General features: G+C 66.2%; 43 protein-coding genes. 3 read left to right on the top strand and 40 right to left on the bottom strand.

The genetic code is table 11. The annotated features are described in order from the left end of the window. The first annotated feature begins 33 nt into the window (after nt 1-33). Complete coding sequence (locus ACFVAJ_RS17615) at nt 34-939, top strand: hypothetical protein (RefSeq protein WP_376946370.1); 906 nt, start codon at nt 34-36, stop codon at nt 937-939. Here ACFVAJ_RS17615 and ACFVAJ_RS17610 read toward each other — a convergent pair. Continuing rightward, a complete protein-coding gene (locus tag ACFVAJ_RS17610) occupies nt 936-1,664 on the bottom strand; it encodes a hypothetical protein (RefSeq protein WP_376946368.1) in 729 nt (242 codons plus the stop codon). The genes ACFVAJ_RS17615 and ACFVAJ_RS17610 overlap by 4 nt on opposite strands. 90 nt (nt 1,665-1,754) lie before the next feature. Here ACFVAJ_RS17610 and ftsW point away from each other — a divergent pair, with 90 nt between their 5' ends. Together ftsW and ACFVAJ_RS17600 are read left to right on the top strand one after the other, a co-directional pair. Further along, a complete protein-coding gene (gene ftsW / locus ACFVAJ_RS17605; RefSeq protein WP_376946366.1) occupies nt 1,755-2,915 on the top strand; it encodes a putative lipid II flippase FtsW in 1,161 nt (386 codons plus the stop codon). Then, complete coding sequence (locus ACFVAJ_RS17600; RefSeq protein WP_376946364.1) at nt 2,912-3,277, top strand: hypothetical protein; 366 nt, start codon at nt 2,912-2,914, stop codon at nt 3,275-3,277. The genes ftsW and ACFVAJ_RS17600 overlap by 4 nt, the downstream gene beginning before the upstream one ends. 66 nt (nt 3,278-3,343) lie before the next feature. Here the strand turns inward: ACFVAJ_RS17600 and ACFVAJ_RS17595 are convergent, their stop codons facing one another. The 39 genes from ACFVAJ_RS17595 to ACFVAJ_RS17405 form a co-directional block, all read right to left on the bottom strand. Further along, the gene (locus tag ACFVAJ_RS17595; RefSeq protein WP_376946362.1) at nt 3,344-4,639 is read right to left on the bottom strand and encodes a PcfJ domain-containing protein; all 1,296 of its coding nucleotides are present in this window, start codon (nt 4,637-4,639) and stop codon (nt 3,344-3,346) included. A 178-nt stretch (nt 4,640-4,817) separates the two neighbouring features. Then, on the bottom strand, nt 4,818-5,072 hold the full coding sequence (locus ACFVAJ_RS17590) for a hypothetical protein (RefSeq protein ID WP_376946360.1): 255 nt from the start codon (nt 5,070-5,072) through the stop codon (nt 4,818-4,820). Nucleotides 5,073-5,361: 289 nt separating this feature from the next. Next, on the bottom strand, nt 5,362-5,520 hold the full coding sequence (locus tag ACFVAJ_RS17585; RefSeq protein ID WP_376946358.1) for a hypothetical protein: 159 nt from the start codon (nt 5,518-5,520) through the stop codon (nt 5,362-5,364). Then, complete coding sequence (locus ACFVAJ_RS17580; protein WP_376946356.1) at nt 5,513-6,277, bottom strand: hypothetical protein; 765 nt, start codon at nt 6,275-6,277, stop codon at nt 5,513-5,515. The genes ACFVAJ_RS17585 and ACFVAJ_RS17580 overlap by 8 nt, the downstream gene beginning before the upstream one ends. 52 nt (nt 6,278-6,329) lie before the next feature. Then, nucleotides 6,330-6,884 carry a hypothetical protein gene (locus tag ACFVAJ_RS17575; protein ID WP_376946354.1) on the bottom strand — a complete coding sequence of 185 codons (555 nt, stop codon included), beginning with the start codon at nt 6,882-6,884 and terminating at the stop codon, nt 6,330-6,332. A gap of 189 nt (nt 6,885-7,073) precedes the next feature. Next, on the bottom strand, nt 7,074-7,433 hold the full coding sequence (locus tag ACFVAJ_RS17570; RefSeq protein WP_376946352.1) for a hypothetical protein: 360 nt from the start codon (nt 7,431-7,433) through the stop codon (nt 7,074-7,076). 37 nt (nt 7,434-7,470) lie between these two features. After that, entirely contained in the window at nt 7,471-7,890 is a 420-nt protein-coding gene (locus ACFVAJ_RS17565; RefSeq protein ID WP_376946350.1) for a hypothetical protein, read from the bottom strand. A gap of 23 nt (nt 7,891-7,913) precedes the next feature. Next, nucleotides 7,914-8,387 carry a hypothetical protein gene (locus ACFVAJ_RS17560; protein WP_376946348.1) on the bottom strand — a complete coding sequence of 158 codons (474 nt, stop codon included), beginning with the start codon at nt 8,385-8,387 and terminating at the stop codon, nt 7,914-7,916. Next, nucleotides 8,377-8,871 (bottom strand): hypothetical protein, encoded by a 495-nt coding sequence (locus ACFVAJ_RS17555; RefSeq protein ID WP_376946346.1) that lies wholly within the window; start codon nt 8,869-8,871, stop codon nt 8,377-8,379. Before ACFVAJ_RS17555 ends, ACFVAJ_RS17560 begins: the two co-directional genes overlap by 11 nt. Nucleotides 8,872-8,904: 33 nt before the next feature. Further along, a complete protein-coding gene (locus ACFVAJ_RS17550; RefSeq protein WP_376946344.1) occupies nt 8,905-9,060 on the bottom strand; it encodes a hypothetical protein in 156 nt (51 codons plus the stop codon). 505 nt (nt 9,061-9,565) lie between these two features. After that, nucleotides 9,566-9,967, bottom strand: a complete 402-nt coding sequence (locus ACFVAJ_RS17545) for a hypothetical protein (protein WP_376946342.1) — start codon at nt 9,965-9,967, stop codon at nt 9,566-9,568. A 61-nt stretch (nt 9,968-10,028) separates the two neighbouring features. Continuing rightward, nucleotides 10,029-10,283, bottom strand: coding sequence for a hypothetical protein (locus ACFVAJ_RS17540; protein ID WP_376946340.1), 255 nt, complete (start codon nt 10,281-10,283; stop codon nt 10,029-10,031). A 181-nt stretch (nt 10,284-10,464) separates the two neighbouring features. Then, nucleotides 10,465-10,722 (bottom strand): hypothetical protein, encoded by a 258-nt coding sequence (locus ACFVAJ_RS17535; protein WP_376946338.1) that lies wholly within the window; start codon nt 10,720-10,722, stop codon nt 10,465-10,467. Then, nucleotides 10,722-11,174 (bottom strand): hypothetical protein, encoded by a 453-nt coding sequence (locus ACFVAJ_RS17530; RefSeq protein WP_376946336.1) that lies wholly within the window; start codon nt 11,172-11,174, stop codon nt 10,722-10,724. Before ACFVAJ_RS17530 ends, ACFVAJ_RS17535 begins: the two co-directional genes overlap by 1 nt. A gap of 72 nt (nt 11,175-11,246) precedes the next feature. Beyond that, entirely contained in the window at nt 11,247-11,678 is a 432-nt protein-coding gene (locus ACFVAJ_RS17525; protein ID WP_376946334.1) for a hypothetical protein, read from the bottom strand. After that, nucleotides 11,675-12,175, bottom strand: coding sequence for a hypothetical protein (locus ACFVAJ_RS17520; protein ID WP_376946332.1), 501 nt, complete (start codon nt 12,173-12,175; stop codon nt 11,675-11,677). Before ACFVAJ_RS17520 ends, ACFVAJ_RS17525 begins: the two co-directional genes overlap by 4 nt. After that, on the bottom strand, nt 12,172-12,603 hold the full coding sequence (locus tag ACFVAJ_RS17515) for a hypothetical protein (RefSeq protein ID WP_376946330.1): 432 nt from the start codon (nt 12,601-12,603) through the stop codon (nt 12,172-12,174). Before ACFVAJ_RS17515 ends, ACFVAJ_RS17520 begins: the two co-directional genes overlap by 4 nt. 63 nt (nt 12,604-12,666) lie before the next feature. Beyond that, a complete protein-coding gene (locus ACFVAJ_RS17510) occupies nt 12,667-13,329 on the bottom strand; it encodes a hypothetical protein (RefSeq protein WP_376946328.1) in 663 nt (220 codons plus the stop codon). A 78-nt stretch (nt 13,330-13,407) separates the two neighbouring features. Further along, nucleotides 13,408-13,776 (bottom strand): hypothetical protein, encoded by a 369-nt coding sequence (locus ACFVAJ_RS17505; protein ID WP_376946326.1) that lies wholly within the window; start codon nt 13,774-13,776, stop codon nt 13,408-13,410. Nucleotides 13,777-13,855: 79 nt separating this feature from the next. Then, a complete protein-coding gene (locus tag ACFVAJ_RS17500; protein WP_376946324.1) occupies nt 13,856-13,999 on the bottom strand; it encodes a hypothetical protein in 144 nt (47 codons plus the stop codon). A gap of 24 nt (nt 14,000-14,023) precedes the next feature. Continuing rightward, complete coding sequence (locus ACFVAJ_RS17495; protein ID WP_376946322.1) at nt 14,024-14,578, bottom strand: DUF6927 domain-containing protein; 555 nt, start codon at nt 14,576-14,578, stop codon at nt 14,024-14,026. Nucleotides 14,579-14,641: 63 nt separating this feature from the next. Beyond that, nucleotides 14,642-14,974, bottom strand: coding sequence for a hypothetical protein (locus tag ACFVAJ_RS17490; RefSeq protein WP_376946320.1), 333 nt, complete (start codon nt 14,972-14,974; stop codon nt 14,642-14,644). A gap of 38 nt (nt 14,975-15,012) precedes the next feature. Further along, nucleotides 15,013-15,297, bottom strand: a complete 285-nt coding sequence (locus ACFVAJ_RS17485) for a hypothetical protein (protein WP_376946318.1) — start codon at nt 15,295-15,297, stop codon at nt 15,013-15,015. A 102-nt stretch (nt 15,298-15,399) separates the two neighbouring features. Next, on the bottom strand, nt 15,400-15,705 hold the full coding sequence (locus tag ACFVAJ_RS17480) for a hypothetical protein (RefSeq protein WP_376946316.1): 306 nt from the start codon (nt 15,703-15,705) through the stop codon (nt 15,400-15,402). After that, the gene (locus ACFVAJ_RS17475; protein ID WP_376946314.1) at nt 15,702-15,971 is read right to left on the bottom strand and encodes a hypothetical protein; all 270 of its coding nucleotides are present in this window, start codon (nt 15,969-15,971) and stop codon (nt 15,702-15,704) included. Before ACFVAJ_RS17475 ends, ACFVAJ_RS17480 begins: the two co-directional genes overlap by 4 nt. 58 nt (nt 15,972-16,029) lie before the next feature. Further along, the gene (locus ACFVAJ_RS17470; RefSeq protein ID WP_376946312.1) at nt 16,030-16,374 is read right to left on the bottom strand and encodes a hypothetical protein; all 345 of its coding nucleotides are present in this window, start codon (nt 16,372-16,374) and stop codon (nt 16,030-16,032) included. A 107-nt stretch (nt 16,375-16,481) separates the two neighbouring features. Continuing rightward, nucleotides 16,482-17,582 (bottom strand): hypothetical protein, encoded by a 1,101-nt coding sequence (locus ACFVAJ_RS17465; RefSeq protein WP_376946310.1) that lies wholly within the window; start codon nt 17,580-17,582, stop codon nt 16,482-16,484. 50 nt (nt 17,583-17,632) lie between these two features. Then, nucleotides 17,633-18,220: a DUF6283 family protein gene (locus ACFVAJ_RS17460; protein WP_376946308.1), complete on the bottom strand. Its 588-nt coding sequence runs from the start codon at nt 18,218-18,220 to the stop codon at nt 17,633-17,635. 25 nt (nt 18,221-18,245) lie between these two features. Continuing rightward, the gene (locus tag ACFVAJ_RS17455) at nt 18,246-18,770 is read right to left on the bottom strand and encodes a dual specificity protein phosphatase family protein (RefSeq protein ID WP_376946306.1); all 525 of its coding nucleotides are present in this window, start codon (nt 18,768-18,770) and stop codon (nt 18,246-18,248) included. Nucleotides 18,771-18,800: 30 nt separating this feature from the next. Then, nucleotides 18,801-19,133 carry a hypothetical protein gene (locus tag ACFVAJ_RS17450; RefSeq protein WP_376946304.1) on the bottom strand — a complete coding sequence of 111 codons (333 nt, stop codon included), beginning with the start codon at nt 19,131-19,133 and terminating at the stop codon, nt 18,801-18,803. 14 nt (nt 19,134-19,147) lie between these two features. Further along, nucleotides 19,148-19,762: a thymidine kinase gene (locus ACFVAJ_RS17445; protein WP_376946302.1), complete on the bottom strand. Its 615-nt coding sequence runs from the start codon at nt 19,760-19,762 to the stop codon at nt 19,148-19,150. Then, nucleotides 19,762-20,373: a hypothetical protein gene (locus ACFVAJ_RS17440; protein WP_376946300.1), complete on the bottom strand. Its 612-nt coding sequence runs from the start codon at nt 20,371-20,373 to the stop codon at nt 19,762-19,764. The genes ACFVAJ_RS17445 and ACFVAJ_RS17440 overlap by 1 nt, the downstream gene beginning before the upstream one ends. After that, nucleotides 20,366-20,704: a hypothetical protein gene (locus ACFVAJ_RS17435; RefSeq protein WP_376946298.1), complete on the bottom strand. Its 339-nt coding sequence runs from the start codon at nt 20,702-20,704 to the stop codon at nt 20,366-20,368. The genes ACFVAJ_RS17440 and ACFVAJ_RS17435 overlap by 8 nt, the downstream gene beginning before the upstream one ends. Next, complete coding sequence (locus ACFVAJ_RS17430) at nt 20,694-21,356, bottom strand: hypothetical protein (RefSeq protein ID WP_376946296.1); 663 nt, start codon at nt 21,354-21,356, stop codon at nt 20,694-20,696. The genes ACFVAJ_RS17435 and ACFVAJ_RS17430 overlap by 11 nt, the downstream gene beginning before the upstream one ends. Before the next feature lie 148 nt (nt 21,357-21,504). Next, nucleotides 21,505-21,813: a hypothetical protein gene (locus ACFVAJ_RS17425; protein WP_376946294.1), complete on the bottom strand. Its 309-nt coding sequence runs from the start codon at nt 21,811-21,813 to the stop codon at nt 21,505-21,507. Nucleotides 21,814-21,903: 90 nt separating this feature from the next. Next, nucleotides 21,904-22,119 (bottom strand): hypothetical protein, encoded by a 216-nt coding sequence (locus tag ACFVAJ_RS17420; RefSeq protein ID WP_376946292.1) that lies wholly within the window; start codon nt 22,117-22,119, stop codon nt 21,904-21,906. A gap of 11 nt (nt 22,120-22,130) precedes the next feature. After that, nucleotides 22,131-22,640 carry a hypothetical protein gene (locus ACFVAJ_RS17415; RefSeq protein ID WP_376946290.1) on the bottom strand — a complete coding sequence of 170 codons (510 nt, stop codon included), beginning with the start codon at nt 22,638-22,640 and terminating at the stop codon, nt 22,131-22,133. Then, nucleotides 22,637-23,437: a hypothetical protein gene (locus ACFVAJ_RS17410; protein ID WP_376946288.1), complete on the bottom strand. Its 801-nt coding sequence runs from the start codon at nt 23,435-23,437 to the stop codon at nt 22,637-22,639. Before ACFVAJ_RS17410 ends, ACFVAJ_RS17415 begins: the two co-directional genes overlap by 4 nt. Nucleotides 23,438-23,473: 36 nt before the next feature. Further along, nucleotides 23,474-23,815, bottom strand: coding sequence for a hypothetical protein (locus tag ACFVAJ_RS17405; protein WP_376946286.1), 342 nt, complete (start codon nt 23,813-23,815; stop codon nt 23,474-23,476). Between the last annotated feature and the right edge of the window lie 19 nt (nt 23,816-23,834).

Here is a 23,834-nt window from a genome sequence, read left to right as displayed (position 1 = left end):
GGCCGGCCGGCCCCGCGCATGGTCGTGCCGACAATGACCCCACTCCAGAAGGAGCCCCACATGCTGGTACGAGCTGAAGCCGTGTTCTACGCGCACAAGGTGAAGTCGGTGACAGAGTTCGGCGAGATGCGAAACAGGCTGCTCATCGAGGCTGACCCCGTGGCCGGCACCGGCGACACCGACTTCCAGGAGTTCCAGGCGGTCGCTGACTGGGCTCTCCGCCAGATCGTCGTCCACTTCGTGATCGACGCATCCCTCCCGACAGACAAGGCAGTCGAGAGCGCAGCAGTCGAACTTCTCCGCGGTTCGGGGATCGACGCGTCCATCCTCTGGTGCCACCCAATTCCGGACGAGATCAACCCCGTCGTCACCGGTCGGACCTCAGCCCGCGGTGTGAGGCGCGCCCAGGCGATCATCACCTGCGCTGACGCTGACCCTGCGATCATGGAGCAGCTGGCGGCGTGCGTCCGCCAGTCAGCCGGCCCGACAGCCCCGGTGACATGCGACGTTCAGCTCCGACAGATCACCGTCACGTTCACGATCCTGACGGCCGGTGTCGGTGACCCCGACTCACGGCTCCGGCTCGCGGCCTCGAACCTCATCCGCCGCGCCGACATCGGCGGGTCGGTATCCCAGTACGTCGTTTCCTTCCTCCCGGACTCGGTCCCCAGCACCCCTCTCGAGACGATCCAGTCGGCCGCAGTCGAAGCGTTCCGCGAGCAGCTGCTCCGACACACCTCCGACGACGGCACCGTCGACCAGCACGTCATCGCGACCCTGGTCCCCCGCCTCCCCGCTCCGGGCGCCGTCGAAGGGGTGCGCGAATCGATCGTCGACGCGCTCACCGAAGCGATGTCGGAGGACGAGACGTTCGACCCGCCGATCCACTACCCGGCGTACGCGGAGCGGTACGCCGACAGGATCCTCGGCCGCGGCTAGTGGGTCTTGGAGGCCTGCAAGAGCACATTCTCCGCGAAGCGAGAGCGAGCGTTCTTGAGCTCCCGCTCGGCGGTGCTGATGTCTCGCTGCCCTGACGGGTGAATCAGGTTGTGCAGCGCGGGGTCGACCGCTTCGAGGATTCCGGACGAAAGCCGGCGCGCGGACCTGTCTGCGGCAGCGACCAGATGGACCACCTCCGGGGAGAGTTGAATGCTGACCGTCTCGGCGACGACCGCCGCGACCGCATACCCGCTCGAGCCCTCTTCCCGGGCGATTTTGTCTGCGAATGCGTCGACGCGCGAGCTGGACGACGCCATGTACTGTTCATCCGCAGCTGCGGCGAACCGGTCGCTTGCTTCCTGGCTTGACGCGTTCCGGGAGTACTCGAGGAGAACCGCGTACGCGGCGGTCCCGAGATCGCGGAGCGCGTTTCGGGTCATCGTTCGAGCGGCGTCGCTGCCGTCGTAGCGCCCGTACCGGCTGACGAGCCGTTGAACTGCCCGGCCGTCGGCTGACTCGAGCGCTTCCGAACTCTGACGCGTCCTGGTCTGCCGAAGATGCTCCGCATCGCTCTTCTGCTGCCGGCTGCTCATCACCCCGTTGACGACGAAGAAGATCACGACCGCGGCGACGAGCAGCCACATCCAATCCACGAAGAACCGCCCTTCCGAACTGCCAGATGGTTCTTTGTACCAGAGCCGGCGGCCGAGCGGGGTTCCGCGCATGGGTACAAGGTGAGACCCCCGACTCCCGCGCCTGTCGCGCCCGTGCGTCGGATCGGCGCTGCCACGACCCCCGCGAAGAAGCAGGCCCCGGTGGTGCGTGACCTTCTCCGAGCACGTGACCGGTTCTTCGGGTTCTTCCACACCGACTCCTCGACCTACTACATGCTCCTCGGCGTCACCGTGTTCATGGTCGCGTTCGGGTTCGTGATGGTCCTGTCCAGCTCATCTGTCGAGTCGAAGATCGAGGACGGCGGGTTCTTCGAGCAGTCCCTGAAACAGGGTGCGTTCGCGCTTGCCGGCATCCCGGTCATGTACATCGCCTCCCGGCTCCCCGAGAAGCTGTGGATGAAGCTCGCGTGGCCGGCGATGTTCGTCTCCTGCATCATGCAGATCCTCGTCGTTTTCACCCCGCTCGGCGTCGGTGTCGGCGGGAACACGAACTGGCTGTCGATCGCCGGCGTCCAGTTCCAACCGTCAGAGGCGATCAAGGTGTCGATGGTGCTGTGGCTCGGGCTCATCGTCACCCGGAAGCAGGACACCCTCGACGACCTGAAGCAGGGGCTGCTCCCGGTGCTCCTCACCGGCGGGTTCGCGATCCTCCTCGTCCTCCTCGGCGGCGACCTCGGCACCGTCATGGTGATGGCTGCGATGCTGTTCGGTGCGTTGTTCCTCATCGGGGTTCGGCTGCGGACCCTCGCGATCCCGGTCGCCGCAGGTCTCCTCCTCTTCGTCGTGTTCGCGTTGACCAGCGAGTCCCGGATGCGCCGCATCGCGTCGTTCCTCACCGACTGCACCCAGTCGAACACCGACGACTGCTGGCAGATCCAGCACGGCACCTGGGCGCTGGCGAACGGCGGGATCTTCGGTGTCGGGCTCGGAAACTCCACCGCGAAATGGTCGTGGCTGCCGGCAGCGGACAACGACTTCATCTTCGCGATCATCGGCGAGGAGCTCGGCTTCATCGGCGCCGCCCTCGTCATCGTCCTGTTCGCGGTCCTCGCTGTGCTCCTGTACCGGACGTTGACCGCGGCCGCCACGCCGTTCGGGGTCGCCGCGACCGCAGTCATCCTCGTCTGGATCGTCGGGCAGGCGACCGTGAACATCGCCGTCGTCCTGGGTGTCATGCCGATCCTCGGCGTCCCGCTGCCGCTGATCTCCGCCGGCGGCACCGCGCTCCTCACCACCATGTTCGCGCTCGGTGTCGCCCTGTCCGTCGCCCGCACCTCCCACTCCGAGAAGGATCTGATTTGACCGTCATCGCCACCACCCGCCAGAACCCGCTCATCGGGCTGTTCCTCGAGAAGTCCGGGAAGGTCCGCGTCCGCGATCTCCACGACTTCACCGACGACTGGGTGAACCAGCTCGCCCGGCACTGGCAGGGGCTCCTCACCCCCGGCGACGGGATCCTGCTGCCCGGGAGGGTCGACCGTCAGAAGGTGCTCCGCACCCGGCCGGTCACCGCGGATGTCTCGGCGGCGACCGGTGTCGATGCCGGCTTCTGGGACATCCAAGACGCGCTCGACCGTGAGGACGTCTCCCGGCGCGCCACGCTGGTGCTCGATGCGGCCACCGTCGTCGCCGGGTTCCAGGCGGCACTGCCGGCACGAAGCTGACGATCCCGCAGCCGGTAAGGGCGAGCGCAACCCTGTGGGTGCGCCCGCCCTTTTCGCACGGTCCGCTCAGGCTGCCGCAGCAGCCAGCCGTCGAACCTTCATCGGCTTGACCCGCCGTGCCCGCTTGACGGCGTCGACGACGGCGTTCAGCACGGCGACGTCCTGCTCGTCGGGGAGGTTGGCGTTGTACTTCCCTCGAAGCTGCATCGGCCTGCCGTCACGGTCCAGCTCCAGGTTCGCGATCAGCTTCCCGTTCTGGTTGTGCACCGCGGCGAGGATGGACCTGCCGGCGGCCGCGTGACCGTGGTACGAACCGATGCAGTGGTGCATCTCGTCACCCCAGTGCTCGAGCGTCAGCGTGTCCTTCGCTGTGGTGATGGTCAGTTCCCCCGCGGTCAGCCCGTCGATCGCTGAGTGGATCGGACCCTGGGGGATGTCGACGTTCGTCTTGATGCTGGTGATCCTCCGTCGCTCACGCACCGCTGCGTCATGGATCTCCGTCCAGGTCTTCGCGGCGAGGATCGGATCGCCGATCCAGGTAGGGTTCCCGAGGTGCTCACGGGCTTCGTCGACCATCCGGATGGTGTCCCGTGCTTCGTGGAGCGTCACGTCTGTTGCGTCGAGGAGGAGCGGCCGGCGTCGGTGGTCGGGCATCATCTTGAGCACCTTGACGGCTGGGGCGACGTCTAGCATCTCCCACTTGCCCTGACGGATCCGGTTGGCGCGGAGCATCTCGACCACCCAGTCGATCGGGACGTGACGTTTCGCCTCGTGGGCGAACACGAGCGCAGCAGGGTCTGCGCCGGCGACCGCTTTCACGAGGTCCTTCCGGGTGTTCCTCCTGCCGAAAAGCTCCACTGTGACGGCTTTCGGGTTGTCCTGTCTGAACGCCTTCCCGAGGCCGAACTCGGGGAGGTACTTGAGGCGACTCCCGGTGTCGTCGGTGAAGTTCAGCAGGTACGGGTACGCGAGCGCGCGCACGAAGTCGGGATTGCTGGCCAGCTTCATGACACGAGGATCGACCGGTCCGATGACCCGCTCCCACATCCGCTGCACCGCGTCCCGGACCTCGGAAGTGACATCCAAGTACCGCTCGGCGGTCACGGTGCGCCAGATCCCGCCACGAGCCTTGTGTTTGGGCTTCCACTGGTGGATGCGGAGCACCCGTGTGCCGTTCTTCAGTGGACGGATTGAGATGTGGGTGTGGCTGGTGTACCGGTATGACGTGTACGGCTTCTTGGAGTGCGCGTTGATCCCGGAGGTCACCTGGACACGGGAGAGGCTGACCTTGTCGTAGAGCTCGCGGATCATCGCGTGGTCGGAGAGGAAGGTCCGACGCTCAACCCAGTGGTGTTCGTTCATGAGCCTGCCATGCGCGGGCTTGCGGGCCGGCCGCCACCGTTGATCGGTCGCGGGTCGGAGGCTGGTGTGGGCGCCCTCTGAGGTCCGTGAGGACCCCGACACCCGCGCCAGTTGCTCCGAGCGCTTCAGGGAGCCGCAGGTGGCTTCCCTGAACCCTTCCGACCGGCCGGCTCCCAGCTCAGTTGCCTGCGCGGAGCCTCTCCACCTCGCTGATCAGCGCGGGGATGTCGTCACGAGCCGCGGCGATGAACGCGGTGTCGTCCGCACGGGTGACCTTCTCCGCGACCTGCCATCCGCCCTCAGCCATGATCTCGTTGTGGCCGTGGTACTCGCGGCGCCACGGGCCCGGCGTCGCGTAGTCGAGCCGCTCCTTGATCGGGGCGAGGTCGAGCTCGCCGGCGTCGGCGCCGGAGTTGGCGTCCGGGAGTCGCACGAGGTTGCCGTGCTCGTCGAGGGTGAACCGGACGTTCTGGTTGTGAACGAAGTTCGTCTCTGTGCGAGCGGCGTGAATCAGTCGACGCTGAACTCGAACCCGCCCCTTGCTGTGAGATCGTCGTCGTGCCCTCCGAACACTTGGCTGTACGTGAATCCGTCGAGGAAGGACATCTCGCTCTCCTGTCGTCAGCTCGCGCCCGCGGGCCGAGCTCGTTTCTTCTGTCGGGAGCCACATGCGCGGAAGCCCCGGCCGTTCCCTTTCGGGTCGGCCGGGGCTTCCGGGTGGTTCAGGCGCTGAACCCGCAGGTGCCGGTGTAGTCGCACACCTCGCATTCGATCTCTTCGCCGCGCGGGTCGTTCTCCTGCTCATTGATGTTGTCGCAGCCGGGGCACCGCCAGCGGTACCAGATGCCTTCGAAGTCGGCTTCGAGCTCGTCGTCATCCATGCAGGTCGTCCCCGTAGTCGATGCCGGTCTCGATGTCACGGTCGAAGACGGAGCCGTCGTTCACGTAGACGCGGACCCGCCGGTTGGTCTCCGGGAGGTTCGTGTCGATCTGCACGACCTGGGCGTCGTCCTCGGAGATCCAGGTGCTGATTTCGAACCGGGCGTCGTCCTCGCCGGGGATCGTGAAGGATGCGGTACCGCAGGCGACGGTGTCGCGGCTGATCTTGTCGTCATCGTCGAACTGTTCGTTCACACCCATGACGAGGTCGGCGTCGGCCGGGGGTGCGTCCACGTCGGTGATGATGAGCTTCCCGGTGAGGAGGCGCTCGATGAACCCGCGGTAGACCGTGGCGAGCTGCGCGAGGTGACGGGTGTGCTGGGCGGCCGCCATGCTGGCCGCGTCCGGGTCGCCGACACCTGCGAGCTCGGCGCGTCGCGAGTCGATCTGGTTGTGCTTGCTGAGGAGGCTGACGAGCTCGACGATGTCCGCGTGCGCCGGCTCGGTGTCGGGGATGTGGTCGGCGAAGTACGCGACGCCGTCGATCCAGACGATGTCGCGGCCGTCGGGCCCGTCCGGGGTGGATGCGAACCGGGCGGTCAGCTGGTAGTCGGCACGGGGCTCGTTGTCCCAGGCGCGGTGCCGGGTGAGTCGCTGCCGGATGATCTCGGTGTCGTTGATCGTGGTGATCATGGTGTTCACGGCTCGTTCGATCCGGTATGTTCCGGACCCGTCGGCGTAGTCGGCGATTCGTTCCACGGTGTGGTCTCCTGTCTGTTCGAGAAGACCATGCGCGGGCAGCGCGCTGCGCTCAGGCGCCGGTTCGCTGAGCGATCAGGGCTTCGAGCTCGAGGCCGGCGCGGGTCTCGGCTTTCCGGGCCTGCTCGGTCGTCGCGACGGCGTCGTCGTACGCCTGCTTGGCGTTCTCGATCTTCGTTTCGAGGTCAGGGGCCGCGCCGAGACGGACGAACCGACGGAGGATCAGGCCGTGCTGGCTGGGGATGGTGGCGCGATCGTCAGGGTGGAAATCGGCGAATGTCTCGTCGTGCTCGAGCACACGGAAGTCGTGGACGTTGAACCGGACGCTTGCGGTGTCGATCTCCTGGATCGAGAGGACGTGCGAGTCGTAGTTGAGCGCATTCCAGTAGGTGTCGACAACGTCGTTGACGGTCTGCGTGCCGCGCCCGGGGATGAAGCGCTGGCGGTTCATGATGACCGCGACACCTTCGCGGCGCACCGTTTTGCTCGGCGTGTAGTTGAGCACATCGCCGTCCCGGAATCCGGGCCGGGCCGTCATCTGGTGCCCGTCGGCCTCCCAGTACGTCGCGATCGGGAGGATGGTGTCGGTCTGCTTCGCAGTGGTCATCGGATGCTCCTTCTTCTCGAAGGGCTCATGCGCGGCCGCGAGCGTCAGCGGCCGTTCAGCACTGACCCTGGTCGCAGTGCGGGTTCGTGCACTCGACGACGTGGACGTTCACCATGATGGTCTGGGATTTGCATTTCGGGCAGCGGTGCCCGTATTCGGGGTCGCCGGGCTTCACGTCGGGCCACATGGTCAGTCCTCTCCGCCGTGGCTGGCAGCACCGCTTAGTGCGAGCTCGAGCTCGGCGACGTCGAGCTTGGCGACCTGTGAGATGTCGACCACGTCGGTCGTCGTCCGCCGGGTTCCGGCGTAGCCGGGGTAGTCGGCGACGTCTCCGAGCCAGAAGACCGCGGGGCGGCCGACGGTCAGCTCGTCGATGCTGAGGAGCTGGAGGGTTTCTCCGTCTCGTCGGAGGTCGTCGGCTTCCCAGAATCCCGGGTCGACGTTCTCAGCGACGCGCGGCATTCGGGACAGCTCGGAACGATCGAGGTCGATGAGGTACCTGCTGCCGGAGCTCGTCGTCACTGTGTAGGCGCCGGAGACGACGTCCATGAGGGTCTGCATACCAACCACATGCGCGGGGCAGCGGTCAGGCGCCGCCGGACGGAGCCAGCTCCTGCCAGTCGGAGCGCTTTAGTCGGCGGACGATGACGATGGGCCGCTTCTCGTCGTCCTGGTCGATGAGCTTCTCGACCTCTTCGACGGTGGTCAGGCCTTCAGTCAGTGATGCATGCGGTGCGTGGTTCCATAGGTCGCCGGCGGCCCGAATCGCGGTCCCGTACTCCCAGGAGGCTCCGATGGTGTCGAGCACGGCGACGGCGACATGGCCATGCCACACGTTGTGGAACGTCGGGTCGCCTTCGTGCTCACCCCACCAGAGTTTCGCTCCGCAGGCGCAGTCCACCTCGGTGCGGTACTGCCCGAGGTTCCGGGATTCTCCGACGATTCGGTGGTCGGCGAACGCGTCTGCTGCGGAGGCGATGACGTCGGCGGGGTGCTGGCCGGCCATGTCGGTGTCCTTTCGATCGGCGGTCATGCGGGGAAGTTCTTCCGTCGACGGCACTGGCCGCAGTCGACATGCTCGGGGTGCTGGGACACGAGGACCGGGACCATGCGGCCGGGCCGGCAGAGGGTGTTCACGCTCTGGTCGTACTCGACACGGAAGGTGCCGGGCTCCCCGAGCGGGATCCGTTTCGTGTTCGCTTCCGGGTCGTAGTGGATGGAGGTGCCGGCACCGATCTCGGTGGCGGGCTGCCGGACCCCCTCGAGCCAGAACGAGCTCCACCGGTCTCCGTTGTCGAGGATGACGTCACTCGTGTGGTCCGGAGCGTTCGTGACTGTGAACGTCATGTCGGCCGCTTCGGAGCGGATCCGCCAGAGGCCGTGCCGGGAAGTCCGGGTGAGAATCTTCAGGTCTCGGTTCTCCGCGAAGGTGTCGATCGCGAGTGCTGTCTTGGTGAACCGGACGGTCGAGCCGTCCGCGAACTTCTGGCGCTTAGTCGCCAACGGGGGTCCCCTCTCGGTCTGCCCGGAGGATGAGGCCGGTGCGGTAGATGTGCCCGACGCCTCGTCGGGCGCCGTCGATGTGCTCGGCTGTCACTCTGGCAGGGAACTTCTCCTGCCAGTCGGCGCCGAGGAATTGGGTAGCCCAGGAGAGGACGAAGTTCGGCGAGTCGACCGGGGCGGTGTCGGGGAACTCAGCGAGGAACGCAGCGAACACCGGGTTGGTGCACGGGTCGCTTCCGGCGAGTGTCGGCCAGGCGGGCGATTTCACGAATCGTGCGCGCATCAGGCGGGGCCCGAACTGCTCCCAGAACTCGAGCGGCGCGGACGGGCCGGGCTCTGCACTGTGGGAGGAGTTCGTCTCCTCGCAGAGCTCGCATTCGCCGTACAGGTGCAACCATGCAGCGGTGTCGGGCCCGGCGTCCGAGTTCTCTTCAACGAACAGATGGCATTGCTGGCACTTCGTGTGCAGCCGCTCGGCGGTCATGGCGGTCCTCTCGTCGAGGAGACCATGCGCGGGTCAGCGCTTGCTGAACCCGTCCGCTTGGCAGACGAATATCTTGCCGAGCTTCATGAGTAGATCGAACGCTTTCTCGTACTGGTCTGTGGTGACTTGGACGAGATGGGCCGCCCCTGCTCCGAGTTCGTTGATGGCTTCTTCGATGAGGGCGGACACTGATTCACCATCGTTGACGCATTGATCCCACGCGTCTTTGAACCGTTGGATGAGCGGGTTGTCCGTGTGGAACAGGTCGACAAGCGGACACGCCGACCCGCGTTCACAGCGGATCGTCGAGAGGTGAACATGCTCATGAGTCGTCAAGCGATCCCCATGCCTGGGACGGAAGGGCGGGTGCGGTCGAGTTTGAGCACGGTGCACCCTCCCCTCATTGGTCTTTGTCTCCCCCGAGTGCCATTTGTCCCGGCGTCTGTCGTAATCATGGCGGAAACTGTGCCTGTGGTGCGGTACGCCATGATGTATTACCTGCGTCTCTGGGCGGCGACTTCTCCCCCTCCAAGCTGAGTCCGAGCTGAGTCTTGCTTGTGACTGGTTTGCGTCATCACGCCCGGACTCTTGCGGGAATCGGGGTACAAAGCCGCGCAGGCTGGTCATGCATTGAGAGACCCGCGTACGGATGTTTCGTGACGCGAAACAGCGTGAAACACCCCCGAAGTGGGGGTCATTTGCTCCGAACGCCGTTCCAGTGCTCGTAGTCGATCGCGCCCGCACGCTTCCCGTAGCCGGCCGCCTTCGCCAGGGCCTCGTCCAGGTCGACGAAGTCGGTGAGTCCGACGTACTCAGTTTCGTAGTCAGAGCTGATCTCGGTGCCTCCGACGTCTTCGAGGTCGCGGCAGTTGAGGAACTCGATCCGGTTCGTCACGGAGTACCGCGGCTCGTCCTCGGATCCGGTCTGCTCGACGATCCACGAGTCGGTGATCACCGACCAGGTGCCGTCGTCGAGCTGCCGGTGGTAGCGGCGCTCGACCACACCGCCGACCTGGTTGTCGCCGCCGATGTCGCCGTCGTGCTCCATCAGGCCGTCTTCGTGCTCGGTCCAAGCCCAGGTGGGAAGTGCAGTCATCGTGATCTCCTTCGCGGCGCCGCGGCGCCATCGCTTCTTGTCGAAGAGACCATGCGCGGGCCTACTCGACGCGCACGCCCCCGGCGTGCTCGGCGCCGGAGATGAATGCGGCGCGGGCGACCTCCAAGAGGAGCTCGAGCGTTGCACCGCCGTCGAGGTCGTGACTGATCGCGTCGAGTCGTTGCCTGGGGGTCATCGCGTCGGCGCTGCCCTCCTGCTCGTACTTCGCGGCGAGCGTGTCGGTGACGACCTGGAGTGCAGCACCGGTTGGATGAGCGAGCGCTCCGGTTGCGGTGTTCTTGACCATCGTGTTCATGACCCGCTCATGCGCGGTGGTATCCGTCTGACCCCGCCGACGGGGACATGCTCGGTTGCGACATGATGTTCGAGGTCCGCGAATGCGTCGTCGGCGTAGGCGTGCTCCTGTTCGGCGGCCCATTCGCACTCGTCGCAGTACGCCTGGAATCGCTCGCCGACGGTCACCTCAGTCTCGACAGTCAGCTGGGATCCCCTGCCGATCGGCCGGCGTTGATCGCCGCGGCGAGGATCGCTTTCCAGCTCGTCAGGTCGCGCGGGTACTCGCTCAGCCAGAGCCGCTCCCCGCTCTCCTCTTCTCCGCGCTTCCAGCGCAGCAGGGAGTGCTCGACGACCATCTGCGCGGCCGGGTCGTCGTACCCGAGGCGGGCAGCCATGCGGAGGCCGGCGCCGACGTCGACCGGGTCGACGTTCACGCCGACGATGAGGCCGGGTCGCATCAGACGACGGGTCCTTCGGCGACCACGTCGGCGAGGCGGAGAGTCGCTTCGATCATCGCGTCGAGGTCACCTGCGGTGTGCAGTGCGCGGATGTCGCGGAGCTGCTGGTGGATGTCGAACGGGACCAGCAGGTCGACGTAGCGGGTCGCACCGTCAGCGGTGGACACCGTCGCTTCGGTGTCGCCTCCGACCTCGAGCCGGGTGATCACCTTGGTGGTGCCGGGGAACTTGGTGATGAGCTTGCTGCCGGCGACGCGGAACGCCGTGCCGCTCTCCGGGCTGGCGTACCCGCTGAACTTCAGGAACCGCTCGTTCTCCCAGCTGTACGAGACGTGGGAGTCGTAGTTGGAGCCGAGCTGATCACGCAGCACCGCCCCCAGTTCCGCCTCGAGGGCGTCGAAGGACAACGTCTCGTTGTAGACGGTGAAGGACAGGTACGCGGGGTCGGACATGCGGTCGGCCTTTCGGTTGGCCCGGGACTGCCGGGCGCTGCTTCTTGACCAGACCATGCGCGGCCGGAACCGTCAGAGCACCCCTCGAGGCTTCTCGAACGGCTCCGTGAACGCAGAGATCCGGTCGAGCGCGACGATGAACGGGTACGACTCTGTCGGGGGTTCGGCGCCGGCGATCCCACCGGTCGCGAGGTGCGGTTTCCCGTCGATCTCGAGGTACGCCACGTCATCCTTCCCGGCCGTCGTCTCGTCTCGGATCCAGTCGATGAGAGCGTCGATCACCCAGTCGGCAGCGTCGAGCTTCTGCTCGCGCGACCAGTCGTCGACATCCCAGCCGAACCGCTCCTCAAGTGAAGCGAACGGGAACACGTCGACGTCGGTGATCTGGTCGGCGACCGTGTACACGGACTGCCGTAGCCGGGCTGTCAGCTCCTCGAGTGACGGGGTGACGAACGACTTCTGCGCGTAGCGAGGTGCGGCGCACGCCGCGACCTGGAGGCTCACTCCCATCCGGCCCTGACCTGCTCCATGTAGCGTTCGCGCCACCCTTCGGGGAGTTCGGCGTAGATGTCTTCGATGCCAGCGATCTGCTCCGCTGTGGAGCGAGCAAGCTGCTCCCAGTCGCTCGGATCCGTGTAGCCACCCATCGCGATCGGGAGCCTGAGGTGCTGCCCGATGGTGAGGATCTCTGTTGAGATGCCGAAGAGGCGTTCCCGCAGTTCGATCGCGGCGCTGTGACGTGGGTGCCATGCTTCGTCGTCGTGGATCTTCTTGATCCGCCACTTGAACAGGTTCGGGTGCGCCGGCTCCCAGATGGTGAGTTCGCTGCCGCCGTCGAGGCGGAGAGAGTACGTGGTGCCGGTGGTTTCGGCGTTCACCGCGGTGAGTACGCCGACGATCTGGTTGAGGCTGTCCGGGTGTTCGGCGCACACCATGTCACCGATCTCCGCGGGAGCGCCTTCCACACCGTTGCCGTACACCTTGCGGGCGGTGGCGGTCATGAGGCGCAGCCCTCGTCGCGGAGCTTCTGCTCGGCCGCGGCGAGGTTCTCGGCCGACAGGATCCGTCGCAGCTCGTCGTCACTGTTGCGGGCAACCCAGGCGGCGACCTGCTCGAGCACCAGGTCGCGGGCGGCGACCGAGACCGGTGTCCTCTTGTCGCCGATCAGGGCGCCGGCTTCCGCGTCGAACTGGCGACCGTCGATGTTGATCGCGGTGACGAGGGCGTTGCCCTCGTGGTACCCGTCGGCTCGGATGTCTTCGTCGTAGACGCCGCGCTCCTCGTTCGCTTCGCTGACCATGTCAGCGGCGAAGTCCTCCCAAACGCAGTTCGCGATCTGGTCGCTGATGCCGTCCAGGTCAGCCGGGGCGTGAGCGGTGGTGCGGATCGTGACGGTCAGCGTGTGCTCCGTCGGGAGTCGGTCGGTCATGCGGATCCTCCTGGTCGGCGGTCGTTGTCGAGACTTTCATGCGCGGGCGACATCCGCCGATCGTCAGTTGCCCTTCCGCCATGCGGTGGCGGTGCGCTCACGTTCGACGTCGATGAGGTCCTCGAGGACCTGTGCGGCGGTGCGGTCGGCGCCGAGTCCGAGGTACTTCACCCGGTGAAGTTCCTGCTCAGCGTCGGTGGCGAATCCGTGGGTGTCGGCGAGGTCCCGCCTCAGCTCGTCAGCTTCCGACTCGTTCAGGAAGTCAGGGTCGATGAGTTCCCCTGAGGTGAGCGTGGCGAACATCTCACGGGCCGCTTCGAGGAGCTCGTCGAGTTCCGGAGTCTTCGCGTCGACCGCGTCGCGCCACCGGTTGACGTCGGCGATCGCCAGCCCGGCCTTCTTGATCTGCCGTTCCGCCTTGGCGCGCTCCTGTTCGCGAGCTTCGACGATCTCGGCCCACAGCTTTCGGTTGTGCACCGCTTCCCCGGCGTACCAGCGCCCGTCAGTGAGCCAGGCGGTGTGGAGCATTCCGCCGGCGGTCGCAGCGTCGACAGCGTCGCGCTTCCTGCCGAACCGATCGAGCGGTTCGACGGTGAGGTCCTCGGTGAGGAACACACCCCACCACTTCGGGTTCTTCGGGTCGCGAACGACCGTCCAGTTCTCAGGCGGGTTCGCGGCGTGCTCGGCGGGGCTGTCGAACAACGGCTTCCAGGACGGGTTGCGCATGAAGGCTCCAAGCGGTCGTGCCGGCCGCAGGCCGGCGTTCTCTTCTTGGAGCCTTCATGCGCGGTGCGCGGCGGGAATCTACTGACCTGCTGCAGCCTCCGCGGCCCGCTTGATGCGGCGGTCACGCCGATGGTCGCGGCGGAGGTCCTGCAGCTCTCGACGGCCGTCCTGGGTGCCGCGAACCGGCGGCCATTCGGCGCTCGTCAGGTGGAAGTAGCCGGCGTACATGGGGTCCGGGCACTTGTAGGTGCGGAACGTCCCGTATCCGCGACGGACGGCGCTCTGTCGGGCTTCCTCGAGGTTCGGGTACGCCTTCTTCCGCTGCTTGTTCCGGTCGGTGCAGGAACAGTTCACCTTCGGCTTCTTCTGGCCGGACTTCGGCTTGGTTCGCTGCGGTTCGTCGACGTGCCCGTAGCGGGGGTCGGCGGTTTCAAGGGTGGTGAGCACGGCTGGTTCTCCTTCGCTGTCAGGCGCCCTCGGGTAGGGCGTTGGGCAACGAACATGCGCGGGTGCCCCGCCGGTCGTCTCAGCTCGAGACGCCGGCGGTGTGCACCGCGCGGAGCGCTACCCGGAACGCGGCGTCGAACCGGTCCTCGCCTGGGCGGAGGTTCGTGACCGCGTCCGGGTCGTAGTGGTCGTTGAACAGCTGCAGCAGCTCGTCGTCGGTCATGGCGCTCCTCCGAGGGTCAGTTGGTCACGCGAGGGCGAAGGCGAGCATCCGCCAGCTGGGGATGTGAACGCGCGAGCCGTCGATGGCCGTGAAGATGGATCCGCGCTCGAACGTGAACGTGTCCCCTTCGGCGCCGTTGGTGAACCGCATCTTGTGCGGGAACTTCACCTGGTCGCCGCGCTTCACCTTCGGCTTCGCGTTGTCTCGTGCGATGCTCGCGAGGGCGTCCTGACGCCACTTGAGCGCGAACTCGTGCTCGGTCGGGGTGAGGAGGTCGATGATCTCCTGGGTGACGCCTTCGGCGGTCGTCCCCGAGTTCTCGTGGAGAGCCTTGTAGTAGATGTTGATGTCCGCGTACGGGTTCGGGACGCGGGTGAACAGGACGATGAGTCCGAACACCTCGGCGGTGCGGTTGTCGCGGACGGCGGCGTAGTACACGTTCGACCATTCGCCGCCACGGCCGGGGATTCGCCGGGTGACGTCGGCGAGGACCTCTTGGTGTTGAGTGTGCAGGCACTCCGCGGTGAAGAACTCGCGGTTGGTCTGGCCCTTGGTGCGGTACATGCCGGTGGAACCCATGTCGTCTCCTTGTAGTCGGCCGGTGGTGCCGGCGCTTCTTCGTCGGCACCACCATGCGCGGGGCTACTTGCGGCGGGAGTCGTGGATGCGGGCGAGATTCTTCTCGTTCTCGGTGAGCTTCCTACCGACGAGGTCGTCGATGACGGCACGGGTCTCTTCGAACCCGATGTCGGTGAGGTTCACGGACTCCGGATCGGTGCTGTGCGCGGCGGCGTACGCCCGCCGGGTGATCTGCTCGACGAGCTCGTTCCGGCTCTTCAGCTTCGACGAGGCGGCTTCGCCTCGCTTGATGAAGTCGCACTCTTCCCAGGTGTGGAAGCGTTCGTGGGTTTCGCAGTACGGAGGCATGTCGGGTCCTTTCAGGTCGGTCTTGTCGACCTGGTCATGCGCGGGCATTCCCGTGCGCCGAGTGATCCCCCGGCGCCCGGGAACCCTCAGCCCTGGTGCTGCTCGACGATCGGTCGGATGTGGTCGGCGAGGTACTCGTCGAGGAGCATGTCGCGGTCGTTCACGAGGATCGAGTAGAACCCCTCGGCGTCGACCCAGACGCGATGCCAGATGCGGGCCGGCTGCTCTGCGGGGCGGACCTTCAGCATCACGTGCGTGGGTCGGCGGAGCTTCGTGCCGGCGTTCGCGGGCGGTGCGCTGATCCGGATGCGGGCGGGGTCCGGTTCGCGGTTCGGGCCGAGGATCGCGGAGAGCTTCAGGGTGGCGGTCATGTGGGTGCCTTTCGTGTGGTGTTCGCGGTGTTCCGCGGTGAGACCTTGATAGAGGTGCGGCACCCCGCACTTCGCGGCGATGATGTCGCCGGCGCGCTCAACTCATCCGGGCCACGGCTGGGGCCACCGGAGGCGCTGCCCGAAGCAGAAATGGCAGGTCTCCGCACGATCGACGTACACGCACAAGCTGGTCGGCGAGACCTCACAGCTGAGGACGGTGTCGATCTCGACCTCCCAAGGCTTCGCGCCGACAAGGTCGGCGACCGCGTGCTGCAGTGTGCCCTTCATCTGCGAGATGTCGTACGCGAGCGGGGCGGTGATCTTCGCGAGCTCTCGACGCTTCTCAGCGAGGTTCTCTGCGATCTGCGAGGCCGCCCAGAAGCGCTCCTGCTGGGTTGCGTCGCTCACGTGGTGGAGCCGTCGATCGGGAGGATGCGGTGGGTGACCTCGAAGTCGACGCGGTACTCGCTGGCGGACAGCTGCACGACGGTCGCAGTCTCGGTGATGGCTGCCATGCCGTCGGCGACCTCCTGCCGGTACGCCTTGCTGGTCCGGCCGAACGTGCGGATCGTCCCGATGGCCTCTCCCCTTTTGCGCTGCCCGAAGATGGTCTCGCCGTAGTGGTTCTTCGGGCCCTTTTCAGGGAATCGTTCGGTGGGCTTCGTTGTAGCCATGTTCGGTCCTCTCGCAGGTGTCTTGTCGACACCTCCATGCGCGGATCGGACCCGGCAGCTACTCGCTGACCTCGGTCGCCTCCGTGATGTTCGGGAACATCGAGAAGAACCCGTTGCGGTATCCGTACGTCGTCAGCGAGTACGTCTTCCCGACCTCGAGAGAGCCGTACAGGTCGGCCGAGTTCAGCTTGCCCAGGAACAAAGCGTCCTCGATGTTGAACACCCCGCACCCGTCGTCGCCGGACGTGTAGACACGGTAGACGCTTGCGCCCTCGGAGTCCGTGGTGCGGTCCTTGTCGTCGACGACGCACACCAGTCCGCCGTCAGGTGATGTCGCGCATCCGGTGAGAGCGAGTCCTGCCGTCATGATCGCGGCTGTCGCCATCGCGGTCTTGAGCTTCATGCTGTGCTTCCGTTCAGTGAGGGGCGGCGCTACTGCGTGTTCCGCCCTGCCGTATCTTCAGCACTCCCATGCGCGGCGAGGACCGTTCGCTTCCTTCGGCGGTCGCCTTACTCCTCGAACCCCACGTGGATAAGCTCCTTCGTTGGCCACGCCTTCAGCTTCAGTCTGTCCCGTTCCCTGATGATCGTTCTCACGTTCAGTCGGAGGACGTCGGCGGTCCGCTGATCCGACCAACGTCTGCGATGGGCTTCGGTGATCGCTGCGTCTCGCTCCGCTTTCGTCAGCTTCACCTTGGTGCCGGTCAGTGCGAGCTCGACCGCGACTTCGTCAATCTCGGGGGTCTCTTCGGACTCGACTGCGCCGGCAGCGATGTCGTCGTCGAGGTCGATGTCGTCCCAGGCGAGCGGCGGCCTGTAGCCGTTCGCTCGCGCGTGATTCTGCGATCTTGAGATGGCCTGCTTCTCAGCCGTGGTGGAGCTCGGAGGCAGTGTCATCGACAACTGCTCGTACACGGCGGCGACGGTCCGGTGTGTCTGCGCACGCATCTGTTCTCGACGCATCATGGCTGAGAAATTGTGCACCGAAACTCCGCAGCGGTCGCCGATCTCGGTGAGTGTCCATCCGAGCGTCATCAGCGCCTGCACTCGGCGGTGAGCTCCTCGAGCTGGGATCACCGCGTTCTGCGCGAGGGAGCCGAAGTCCAGGCGAACGGCGAGGATTCTCGCCGCGATCGCGCGGTCCACCTTCGAAGACGGCTGACCGCTCCGGTCCTCGCCGCGTCGACCGTACAGGATCGCCGTGACCCGTCCTCTCGACACCTCAGCGAGCTCTGCAGCCTGGCGCTGACCGATTCCGTACTCGCCGAGTTTTTGCAGGTGCTGACGGACTGGGGTTGCGTCAACGAACCCGCTGTCGTACGTCCCGTACGCCTTCTGCTTGCTTCGGAGTGACTCCTCTTTCGAGCGTCGCGCTCGGCACGGCGCACATCGGCATCCGTGATTCCGGTAGCAGACGGTTGAGCCGTCGTGCTTGTGGTCGTCCGGGCATTCCGGCTTGTCTGCGCGGTCGGCTTTCGTGTCGTGAGCGTCGAGGGTGCCCGCCCGGTACGCCTGCTGGTAGTGCGGACGGCAGAGTCCACGGCCGGCGACTTTCGGGTTGCCGCACTTCGAGCATGCGGTCGGCTTGGGCTTCCGGGCGGGCTTGTTCACACCCCGGTCATGCGCGGGCAGTCAGCCGGCGTCACCACCGCTGCCGGCAGTCAGGTCTCGAGGTTCCGGAGACGGACGAGCTTGTCGATCGTGCTGATCGCCTTCTCGCCGGGCTCCTGCAGGTCCCGGAGCCCGTGGTCTGCCGCTTCGGCGCCTGACGAGAACAGCGGCACGTCCGTGGTGTAGTCCGCGCACTCGGGGTGCAGGTCGCCTCGCATGATGCCGATCCGGACGGCGAGGAGTTCCGACGGGTCGGCGTGGCCGAGCCAGCCGCTGCAGACGTCCCCTTCGCCCTGGTGGCACATGAACGTCTGGACAGGCTGCTCGAAGGTCTCGCCGTCGTAGCGGACGAGCTTCTCGTACTCTTCGGGGTGCCAGATTCCGCTGGCGACACCTGTCCGGTACGGGCACGATGCGCACGGAGTCTTCCGCGGCCGCGCCCTGCCATCGTGCTCCCCGGCGTCGGCCGCGGGCTCTGTGTCGCCTCCAGCGACGAGCTCGCTCAGCGGGATGACGTCCGGGTCCACCCGACCATCCTCCCCCACCTCGAGCGTGGTCTCGGCGGCGGACTGTGGTTTCGGGTCGGAGCCGTTGAACTTGCTGGTGCCGGGCCTCAGACGGTGACGGTTGGCGGTCATCCCTGCTGTGTGGGCGGCGCCTCGGTCAGAGACCCCGCACCCACGCCTCGAACGCCGGGTTACAGAGGCACGCCGGGTCGCGTTTGGCGCGGATCAGTTCGATCGCTTCCTCTCCGTTCTTGACGTCCCCGAGGCCGATGAGGGCGGCCGCGACGACGAGCGAGGAACGGTTCAGGCCGGCCTGGCAGTGCACGAACACGGGACCTTCGAGCCGTCGTTCGTTCACCCATTCGGCGAGCTCCTGGATCTGCTCGAACCCCTGGTCGAGCGAGTCGTACATCTCGACCTCGCGGGACTCCTTCAGCTCGTGCCCGATCCAGTAGTCCTTCCACTGGTACAGCGAGAGCTTGTACTCGATGAACTCGGGGAGGATCAGCCCGCGCTCAACCCCGCCGTGCCAGAGGTTCTCCGCGACCTGCGTCATGAACGGCATGGTGAGGTGGAATGCGCCGTGGTTCGCCCACGCGTTCAAGCGCCGAATACGGGGGTCGGTGACGCTGCTGTCACCGCCGAGCTCGTACGCGGTCGGGTCGATCGTGGGGAGAGCCATCTGCGGTCCATCGGAGGTCGGGTGCTGGGGTCAGCTACGAGACATGCGGTCACTGACCTCATGCGCGGAACCCGGCGCTTCGTCGAACTCGACGATGCTCACGACGGGAGTCGAGATACGCCACCCTGCACCCCCGGAGACGAAGATCGACTTCCCGATGACGGGTTCATCGGCCGGCGGCACCTTCTCGAGCTCGTCCCAGTTGCTCACATCGCCGCGATCGAACACCTTGAACGAGAAGATACGCTCCCATGACGCGCGCGACCCCTCCTTCAACCAGAAGGCCTCCCTGAAGTCGAGATGGTAGACCGCACCGCTCTCGGTGGTCACGGTGAAGTTCCGGACCTGCTTCCCGTCGGACACGGATTCTCCGCCGGTCATGCGACGGTCGCGGCAGGTGCCGGGGTGAGCTGGCCTCGGGACTCGGCGAGGTAGCAGAGCCCGCACAGGGACTCGTACTCGGCGTCGGCGCCGTCGATCGCGACCTGGTCGCCGTCGAACACGTAGACCCCGCCCAGCTTCCGGCCGTTGAACATCGCCTTCTTCCCGCACCTGCAGATCGTCTTCAGCTCCTCGAGGGAGTGCGCCACCTCGAGGAGGCGGCGGCTGCCGGGGAACGCGACCGTCTGGAAGTCGGTGCGGATGCCGTACGCGAGAACGGGGATGCCGTCGAGGGTCGCGATGCGGAACAGGGAGTCCACCTGCGCTTCGGTGAGGAACTGGGCTTCGTCGACGATGAGACAGTCGACCGGGTCGCCGCCGGCGCGGTACAGGTTGAACTTCAGGTGAAGGTCCTCGTCCGGGGCGACGGTGAAGTCCACGGCGCGGGACACCCCAAGTCGGGAGACGATCTTCTCGTCGCCCTTCGTGTCGACGGACGGTTTGATGAGCGCGACCTTCTGGCCTCGCTCCTCGTAGTTGTACGCGGCCTGCAGCAGCGCGGTGGACTTGCCGGAGTTCATCGCCCCGTACCGGAAGTACAGCTTCGCCATCAGTCGTTCTCGCTCTCGTCGTAGTCGGGGTCCCATTTGCGTCGGCGCGCGGCCGCGAGCTCAGCGGTGATCGGGATGATGTCGCCGGCCTGCTGGCCGACTCCGCGTTCGTGGGTGTGCTCCCAGTACGGGCGGCCGCAGTCGTCGCAGTGGGTGAGCGGCTGGCCCACCCATGCGAACGCTTCGCAGAGGCTGCGGCCCGGCGTCTGAGCTCTGGCGGCAGGGTCGGCGGGGACACCGGTCCTCGTCCGAATCCAGTGGAGTGTCGACAGGCCGAGCCCGAATGTGTCCTTGTCTCCCTGCCAGTACGCGTCGGTGAGCTCGTCGATCACCTTGCGGCGCTCCTTGGCGCCGCAGTCCTTGAGTTCCTTGGTCACCTCCAGGAGAAGGCCGGCGGCATTCTTGTAGTAGATGAACTCCTGCGCCCCGGGGGTGATCACCCGAAGCTGCGCGTTCTCCGCCTCGAGCTCACGGATTCGCTGCGCTGCGTCGCCGCCACCTTCAGCGCGGACGCTGTTGTACCAGGCGTAGAACGCGTCGACCGCGTCGGGGTCGTTCCCCGTCCATGCCGCTTCGACATCTTCGGTGGTCGGGATCGGGAACTCAGTCATCGAACGTGAACCTCTTCCAATCGGTCTGCGCGAACAGAGTGCTGCGGCGTGCAACGCCGTCGGAGAAGTCCGGGTCGGCTGCGTAGTCGCGGGCGGTCTCTTCGTCGGCGGTGGCGGTCGCGGGAATGAACTGGAGAGCATCGCCCTTGGACGGTTCCAACGCCATGAACTCGTCGGTCACCATGAGCCCGATCGCATCGATCGCCGCGCGTGCGACTTCACCGGCGTACAAGTCCGGGTACAGCCGCCTCGCGTGGTGCTGCTTCTCGATCGCCTTCTCGACGGCGACGGTGACGCGTTCGAGGACGTCGGCGGGTACCTCACTGGTCACGCTTCCGGTCCTCCCAGTCGGTGGTCACCTTCAGCACGTACCGTCGCTCGACCTTGTCGATGGTCACCGGGGTATCGAGCTTCTTGACGAGCTGCTCGTAGATCGCTGCGACGGTCCGTCCGGTCTCGGTGCCGGACTTGGGTCCGTACCGCCAGTGGACGCGGAGCTCTTCCTCCCAGGTTGCGCCGGCGCCTCGGAGTTCGATGGCGGCGTCCAGGCGGCAGTCTTCGCGCACCTGGCCGTTGCTCACCTCCGCCCATGGGTAGCCGAGGTCGGCGCTCTCCTTGTCCCAGCGGGCGGCGGCGAACTTCTCGACGAACGCTTCCGGGTACCCGTAGTACGGGTCGGTCACGGGTGCTGGGCCCGGCGCGAGCTTCTTCTCGGCGATGGTCGCCCGTCGGCGGAGGTCTGCGGAGTACCGCCCGCCGGAGCCGGCGTCTTCCCAGTTTCTCGCGGCGTCGCGGAGTGCGGCGTGAACGCTGTCGTGCAGGTATCCGTCGGTGTCGAGCTCTTCGTTCGGTTCGGTCCAGATCCACCGGTACTCGGTGCCGCGGGCCTGGATGAGGTATCCCTCGACCTTCCCGGCGCGGGTGTCGACGACGGTCTTCCAGCCGTTCCTGTCGAGGTTCGGTGCGAGGCTCTTCTCGGTCATCAGCGGTCCCTTCTCTGTCCTCGTGCACATGCGCGGAAACCCCGGCCGCGACGGGTGCGGCCGGGGTTTCCGGTCTTGGGGTTTTCTCCCCTTCTGCGGTTTTCGCCCCGTGAGGAGAAAACCGTGGCAGAGGAGAGAACAGGCCTGGTCAGAGGCCGTACGGGTTGTGCTCCTCGTATCCGACCGCGATCGTGAAGTGCTTCCCGGTCGGCGCGGCGGTCGGCCAGTAGGAATGCCAGGTGGCGAGGCCGGCGTCGACGAGCTTCTGCAGGGTGACGCGGGCGACGTGGTACTCCGGCTCCATGTTGTGGGCGGCAACGGAGCGGTGACCGCGGCCGGCCGGTTCGATGCCGACATTCCCGCGCTTGCGGAGCATTCCGAGGACCTCGCGCTGCCGCGGGGTGAGGGTCTTCTCGACCTCAGCGGTGTCGGGCTTGGCCGGGGCGGTGATCGTCAATTCTGCTCCTCATGTCGTCGCGGTTTCCCGCTGTCCTTGTCGGAGAGAACATGCGCGGTGCACCCCGAAGCTGGGCTGCCCGGTGGCGCCTCAGTTGGTTGTCGGCGCTTCGATCACCGTGAGCTCCTCCTCGTGCGCGGTGACGTACGTGTCGGTGTCCGCGAAGTGGAGCCGGTAGGTTCGGTTCCGGTCGTGACGGAACACCGTCACCTTCCACGGCTGCACGACACCTTGCCGGCACACTTGGACGTGCGCGCCGATCGGGATGATGTGCCCGCCGACAGGGCGAGGGGTGATGCCGGTCATGTGGTGCCTCCTCAGGCTTGAAGTACACCCTCATGCGCAGCGCGGTCCACGGTGTCGATCTTGTCGACGCGCCTGCGCATCTCGGCAAGCTCTTGCCTGAGAAGGTACGACTCGTACGCTTTCGAGTCCCACTTCTTCATGTGCGCGACGCGGTGCTGCTCGCGGATCTCGTGGTACTGCGGGAGAAGGGCAAGCCTGTCCCAGGCGTGCCTCTCAAGGACGTCCAGCATGTGCATCTGCGTGAAAGTGCCGGAGTTCTTCAGGATGTGGTGCGCCGCAGGGAGAAGGTAGAACTCGCCTTCCTCAGCCTTCCGCTCCCAATGGCTCACCGCTTCGGCGAGACGCTTCAGAGCGCGAACGTCGCTCATCGAGACGCCAGTGAACGGGCTCTTCGCGCGACGGCGTCGCGGCTTCGGCTTCTCGAGCTCCTCCGCAGCGGCGATCAACTCCTGAATCGTCTGGTCGCTCAAAGCGTCACCGTTTGCGGCGGCGGCGCGGAGGCGACGGCTGGCCCAGGTCATCGTCCCGATCCCCAGACCATGTCGTTCTGCGGGAAGCCGTCGAGCAGCTCCACCGCTTCGCGGATCACGGCGTGATGTTCTTCGTTGAGCTTGAGGCGCCACCCTTCGACGGGCTCCCGCTTCTCGGCATCGAAGAGGCCGAGGCTCTTGAAGACCTCATTGACGTCGAGCGACCAACCGACCTGCGGGGTGTTCTGCGCCCAGGTGATCGATCGGACCGAGAGCGACCATGACGACGGAATTCCGCCGTTCCTGAGGAAGGTTGCGATGATCGGGTTGTTCTCGCGTCGGCGGTTCCGCTCGGCGAGGTCGGCTTCGATGACCGCTTCCGCTTCCTTCAGCTGCGTTCGCTTCTTCTCGTTGAGGCGCTTCTGCCAGCCGAACGCGGGCATGTCGTTGAAGACGTCGAAGAGGCCGAGGCTCTCCAGGATGTCGTCGTGGGTGCCGGTTCCGCCGCCGTTGACGCCTGCGAGCACCTTCCGGACGTCGTCCAGCCACCACTCCAAGTCGGTGCCCGCGCGCCGGTAGGCGATCAGGACCGGATTGTGCTGGTCACCTTCATGCCAGCCGTCGTCTTCCCGCTCGGCTTCCTGGAGCGCCTGGTACACCTCGTCGAGGGTCGCCCACTGGCCGTTCTCGATCGCGGAGCACGGGTTCCCTTCTGCGGGTGCCGGTGAGCCGATCAGGGTCCACTTGTCGGTCGGCGCGGTGCCCTGGCGCGGGGTAAGCTTCCAGACGCGGTGCTCGCCTTGGAAGGTGAGGACGGGCCCGGGGAGCGGTTCGAACGGCTGATGCATGGTCGGTTCCTTTCGTCGGAACTTCCATGCGCGGGCCTACATTGAGACGGTCTCGCAGGCCGGGTCGCCGTGCTCCCGGCGCCGTCCGGTGTCGGGGTGTCGGTGCCAGCCGGTCGGCTCCGAGCCCGGGTACGGGCCTTCCCACGTCTCGGCGGATCGGACCGCGTCGTCGGAGGAGTTGTAGCACCACCGGTCGGTGTAGCCGAGCGCGTCGGGTTCGCCGACGATGACCGCGAACGTGAACAGGAGCGGGGTCACCCATACCCGGTTCGGTCCGATGCCTTTGATCACCCAGCCGCCGGCGTGGTCGTCCCATTCGTACGGGTGCAGGTCGGCGTACTTCTCCCGCATCGCGAGGAGCCGCTCGGTTTCACTCATGATCCAATTCTTGCCCCTC

It is taken from the genome of Agromyces sp. NPDC057679 (assembly GCF_042799635.1).
Lineage (GTDB): Bacteria > Actinomycetota > Actinomycetes > Actinomycetales > Microbacteriaceae > Agromyces.
This window is presented reverse-complemented; position numbering and strand designations above follow the sequence as displayed.

Coding starts and splice junctions, on each gene's coding strand:
- ACFVAJ_RS17405 (WP_376946286.1), bottom strand. CDS start 23,815: ATGAGTGAAACCGAGCGGCTCCTCGCGATGCGGGAGAAGTACGCCGAC.
- ACFVAJ_RS17520 (WP_376946332.1), bottom strand. CDS start 12,175: ATGACCGCCACCGCCCGCAAGGTGTACGGCAACGGTGTGGAAGGCGCT.
- ACFVAJ_RS17610 (WP_376946368.1), bottom strand. CDS start 1,664: ATGCGCGGAACCCCGCTCGGCCGCCGGCTCTGGTACAAAGAACCATCT.
- ACFVAJ_RS17535 (WP_376946338.1), bottom strand. CDS start 10,722: ATGCGACCCGGCCTCATCGTCGGCGTGAACGTCGACCCGGTCGACGTC.
- ACFVAJ_RS17470 (WP_376946312.1), bottom strand. CDS start 16,374: ATGAAGCTCAAGACCGCGATGGCGACAGCCGCGATCATGACGGCAGGA.
- ACFVAJ_RS17410 (WP_376946288.1), bottom strand. CDS start 23,437: ATGCATCAGCCGTTCGAACCGCTCCCCGGGCCCGTCCTCACCTTCCAA.
- ACFVAJ_RS17570 (WP_376946352.1), bottom strand. CDS start 7,433: ATGGACGTCGTCTCCGGCGCCTACACAGTGACGACGAGCTCCGGCAGC.
- ACFVAJ_RS17515 (WP_376946330.1), bottom strand. CDS start 12,603: ATGACCGACCGACTCCCGACGGAGCACACGCTGACCGTCACGATCCGC.
- ACFVAJ_RS17445 (WP_376946302.1), bottom strand. CDS start 19,762: ATGGCGAAGCTGTACTTCCGGTACGGGGCGATGAACTCCGGCAAGTCC.
- ACFVAJ_RS17455 (WP_376946306.1), bottom strand. CDS start 18,770: ATGGCTCTCCCCACGATCGACCCGACCGCGTACGAGCTCGGCGGTGAC.
- ACFVAJ_RS17420 (WP_376946292.1), bottom strand. CDS start 22,119: ATGACCGGCATCACCCCTCGCCCTGTCGGCGGGCACATCATCCCGATC.
- ACFVAJ_RS17485 (WP_376946318.1), bottom strand. CDS start 15,297: ATGACCGCCACCCTGAAGCTCTCCGCGATCCTCGGCCCGAACCGCGAA.
- ACFVAJ_RS17440 (WP_376946300.1), bottom strand. CDS start 20,373: ATGACTGAGTTCCCGATCCCGACCACCGAAGATGTCGAAGCGGCATGG.
- ACFVAJ_RS17460 (WP_376946308.1), bottom strand. CDS start 18,220: ATGACCGCCAACCGTCACCGTCTGAGGCCCGGCACCAGCAAGTTCAAC.
- ACFVAJ_RS17415 (WP_376946290.1), bottom strand. CDS start 22,640: ATGACCTGGGCCAGCCGTCGCCTCCGCGCCGCCGCCGCAAACGGTGAC.
- ACFVAJ_RS17540 (WP_376946340.1), bottom strand. CDS start 10,283: ATGAACACGATGGTCAAGAACACCGCAACCGGAGCGCTCGCTCATCCA.
- ACFVAJ_RS17555 (WP_376946346.1), bottom strand. CDS start 8,871: ATGACCGCCGAGCGGCTGCACACGAAGTGCCAGCAATGCCATCTGTTC.
- ACFVAJ_RS17495 (WP_376946322.1), bottom strand. CDS start 14,578: ATGGGTTCCACCGGCATGTACCGCACCAAGGGCCAGACCAACCGCGAG.
- ACFVAJ_RS17530 (WP_376946336.1), bottom strand. CDS start 11,174: ATGTCCGACCCCGCGTACCTGTCCTTCACCGTCTACAACGAGACGTTG.
- ACFVAJ_RS17430 (WP_376946296.1), bottom strand. CDS start 21,356: ATGACCGAGAAGAGCCTCGCACCGAACCTCGACAGGAACGGCTGGAAG.
- ACFVAJ_RS17595 (WP_376946362.1), bottom strand. CDS start 4,639: ATGAACGAACACCACTGGGTTGAGCGTCGGACCTTCCTCTCCGACCAC.
- ACFVAJ_RS17510 (WP_376946328.1), bottom strand. CDS start 13,329: ATGCGCAACCCGTCCTGGAAGCCGTTGTTCGACAGCCCCGCCGAGCAC.
- ACFVAJ_RS17500 (WP_376946324.1), bottom strand. CDS start 13,999: ATGACCGACGACGAGCTGCTGCAGCTGTTCAACGACCACTACGACCCG.
- ACFVAJ_RS17615 (WP_376946370.1), top strand. CDS start 34: ATGACCCCACTCCAGAAGGAGCCCCACATGCTGGTACGAGCTGAAGCC.
- ACFVAJ_RS17490 (WP_376946320.1), bottom strand. CDS start 14,974: ATGCCCGCGCATGACCAGGTCGACAAGACCGACCTGAAAGGACCCGAC.
- ACFVAJ_RS17565 (WP_376946350.1), bottom strand. CDS start 7,890: ATGGCCGGCCAGCACCCCGCCGACGTCATCGCCTCCGCAGCAGACGCG.
- ACFVAJ_RS17575 (WP_376946354.1), bottom strand. CDS start 6,884: ATGACCACTGCGAAGCAGACCGACACCATCCTCCCGATCGCGACGTAC.
- ACFVAJ_RS17585 (WP_376946358.1), bottom strand. CDS start 5,520: ATGGATGACGACGAGCTCGAAGCCGACTTCGAAGGCATCTGGTACCGC.
- ACFVAJ_RS17475 (WP_376946314.1), bottom strand. CDS start 15,971: ATGGCTACAACGAAGCCCACCGAACGATTCCCTGAAAAGGGCCCGAAG.
- ACFVAJ_RS17545 (WP_376946342.1), bottom strand. CDS start 9,967: ATGACTGCACTTCCCACCTGGGCTTGGACCGAGCACGAAGACGGCCTG.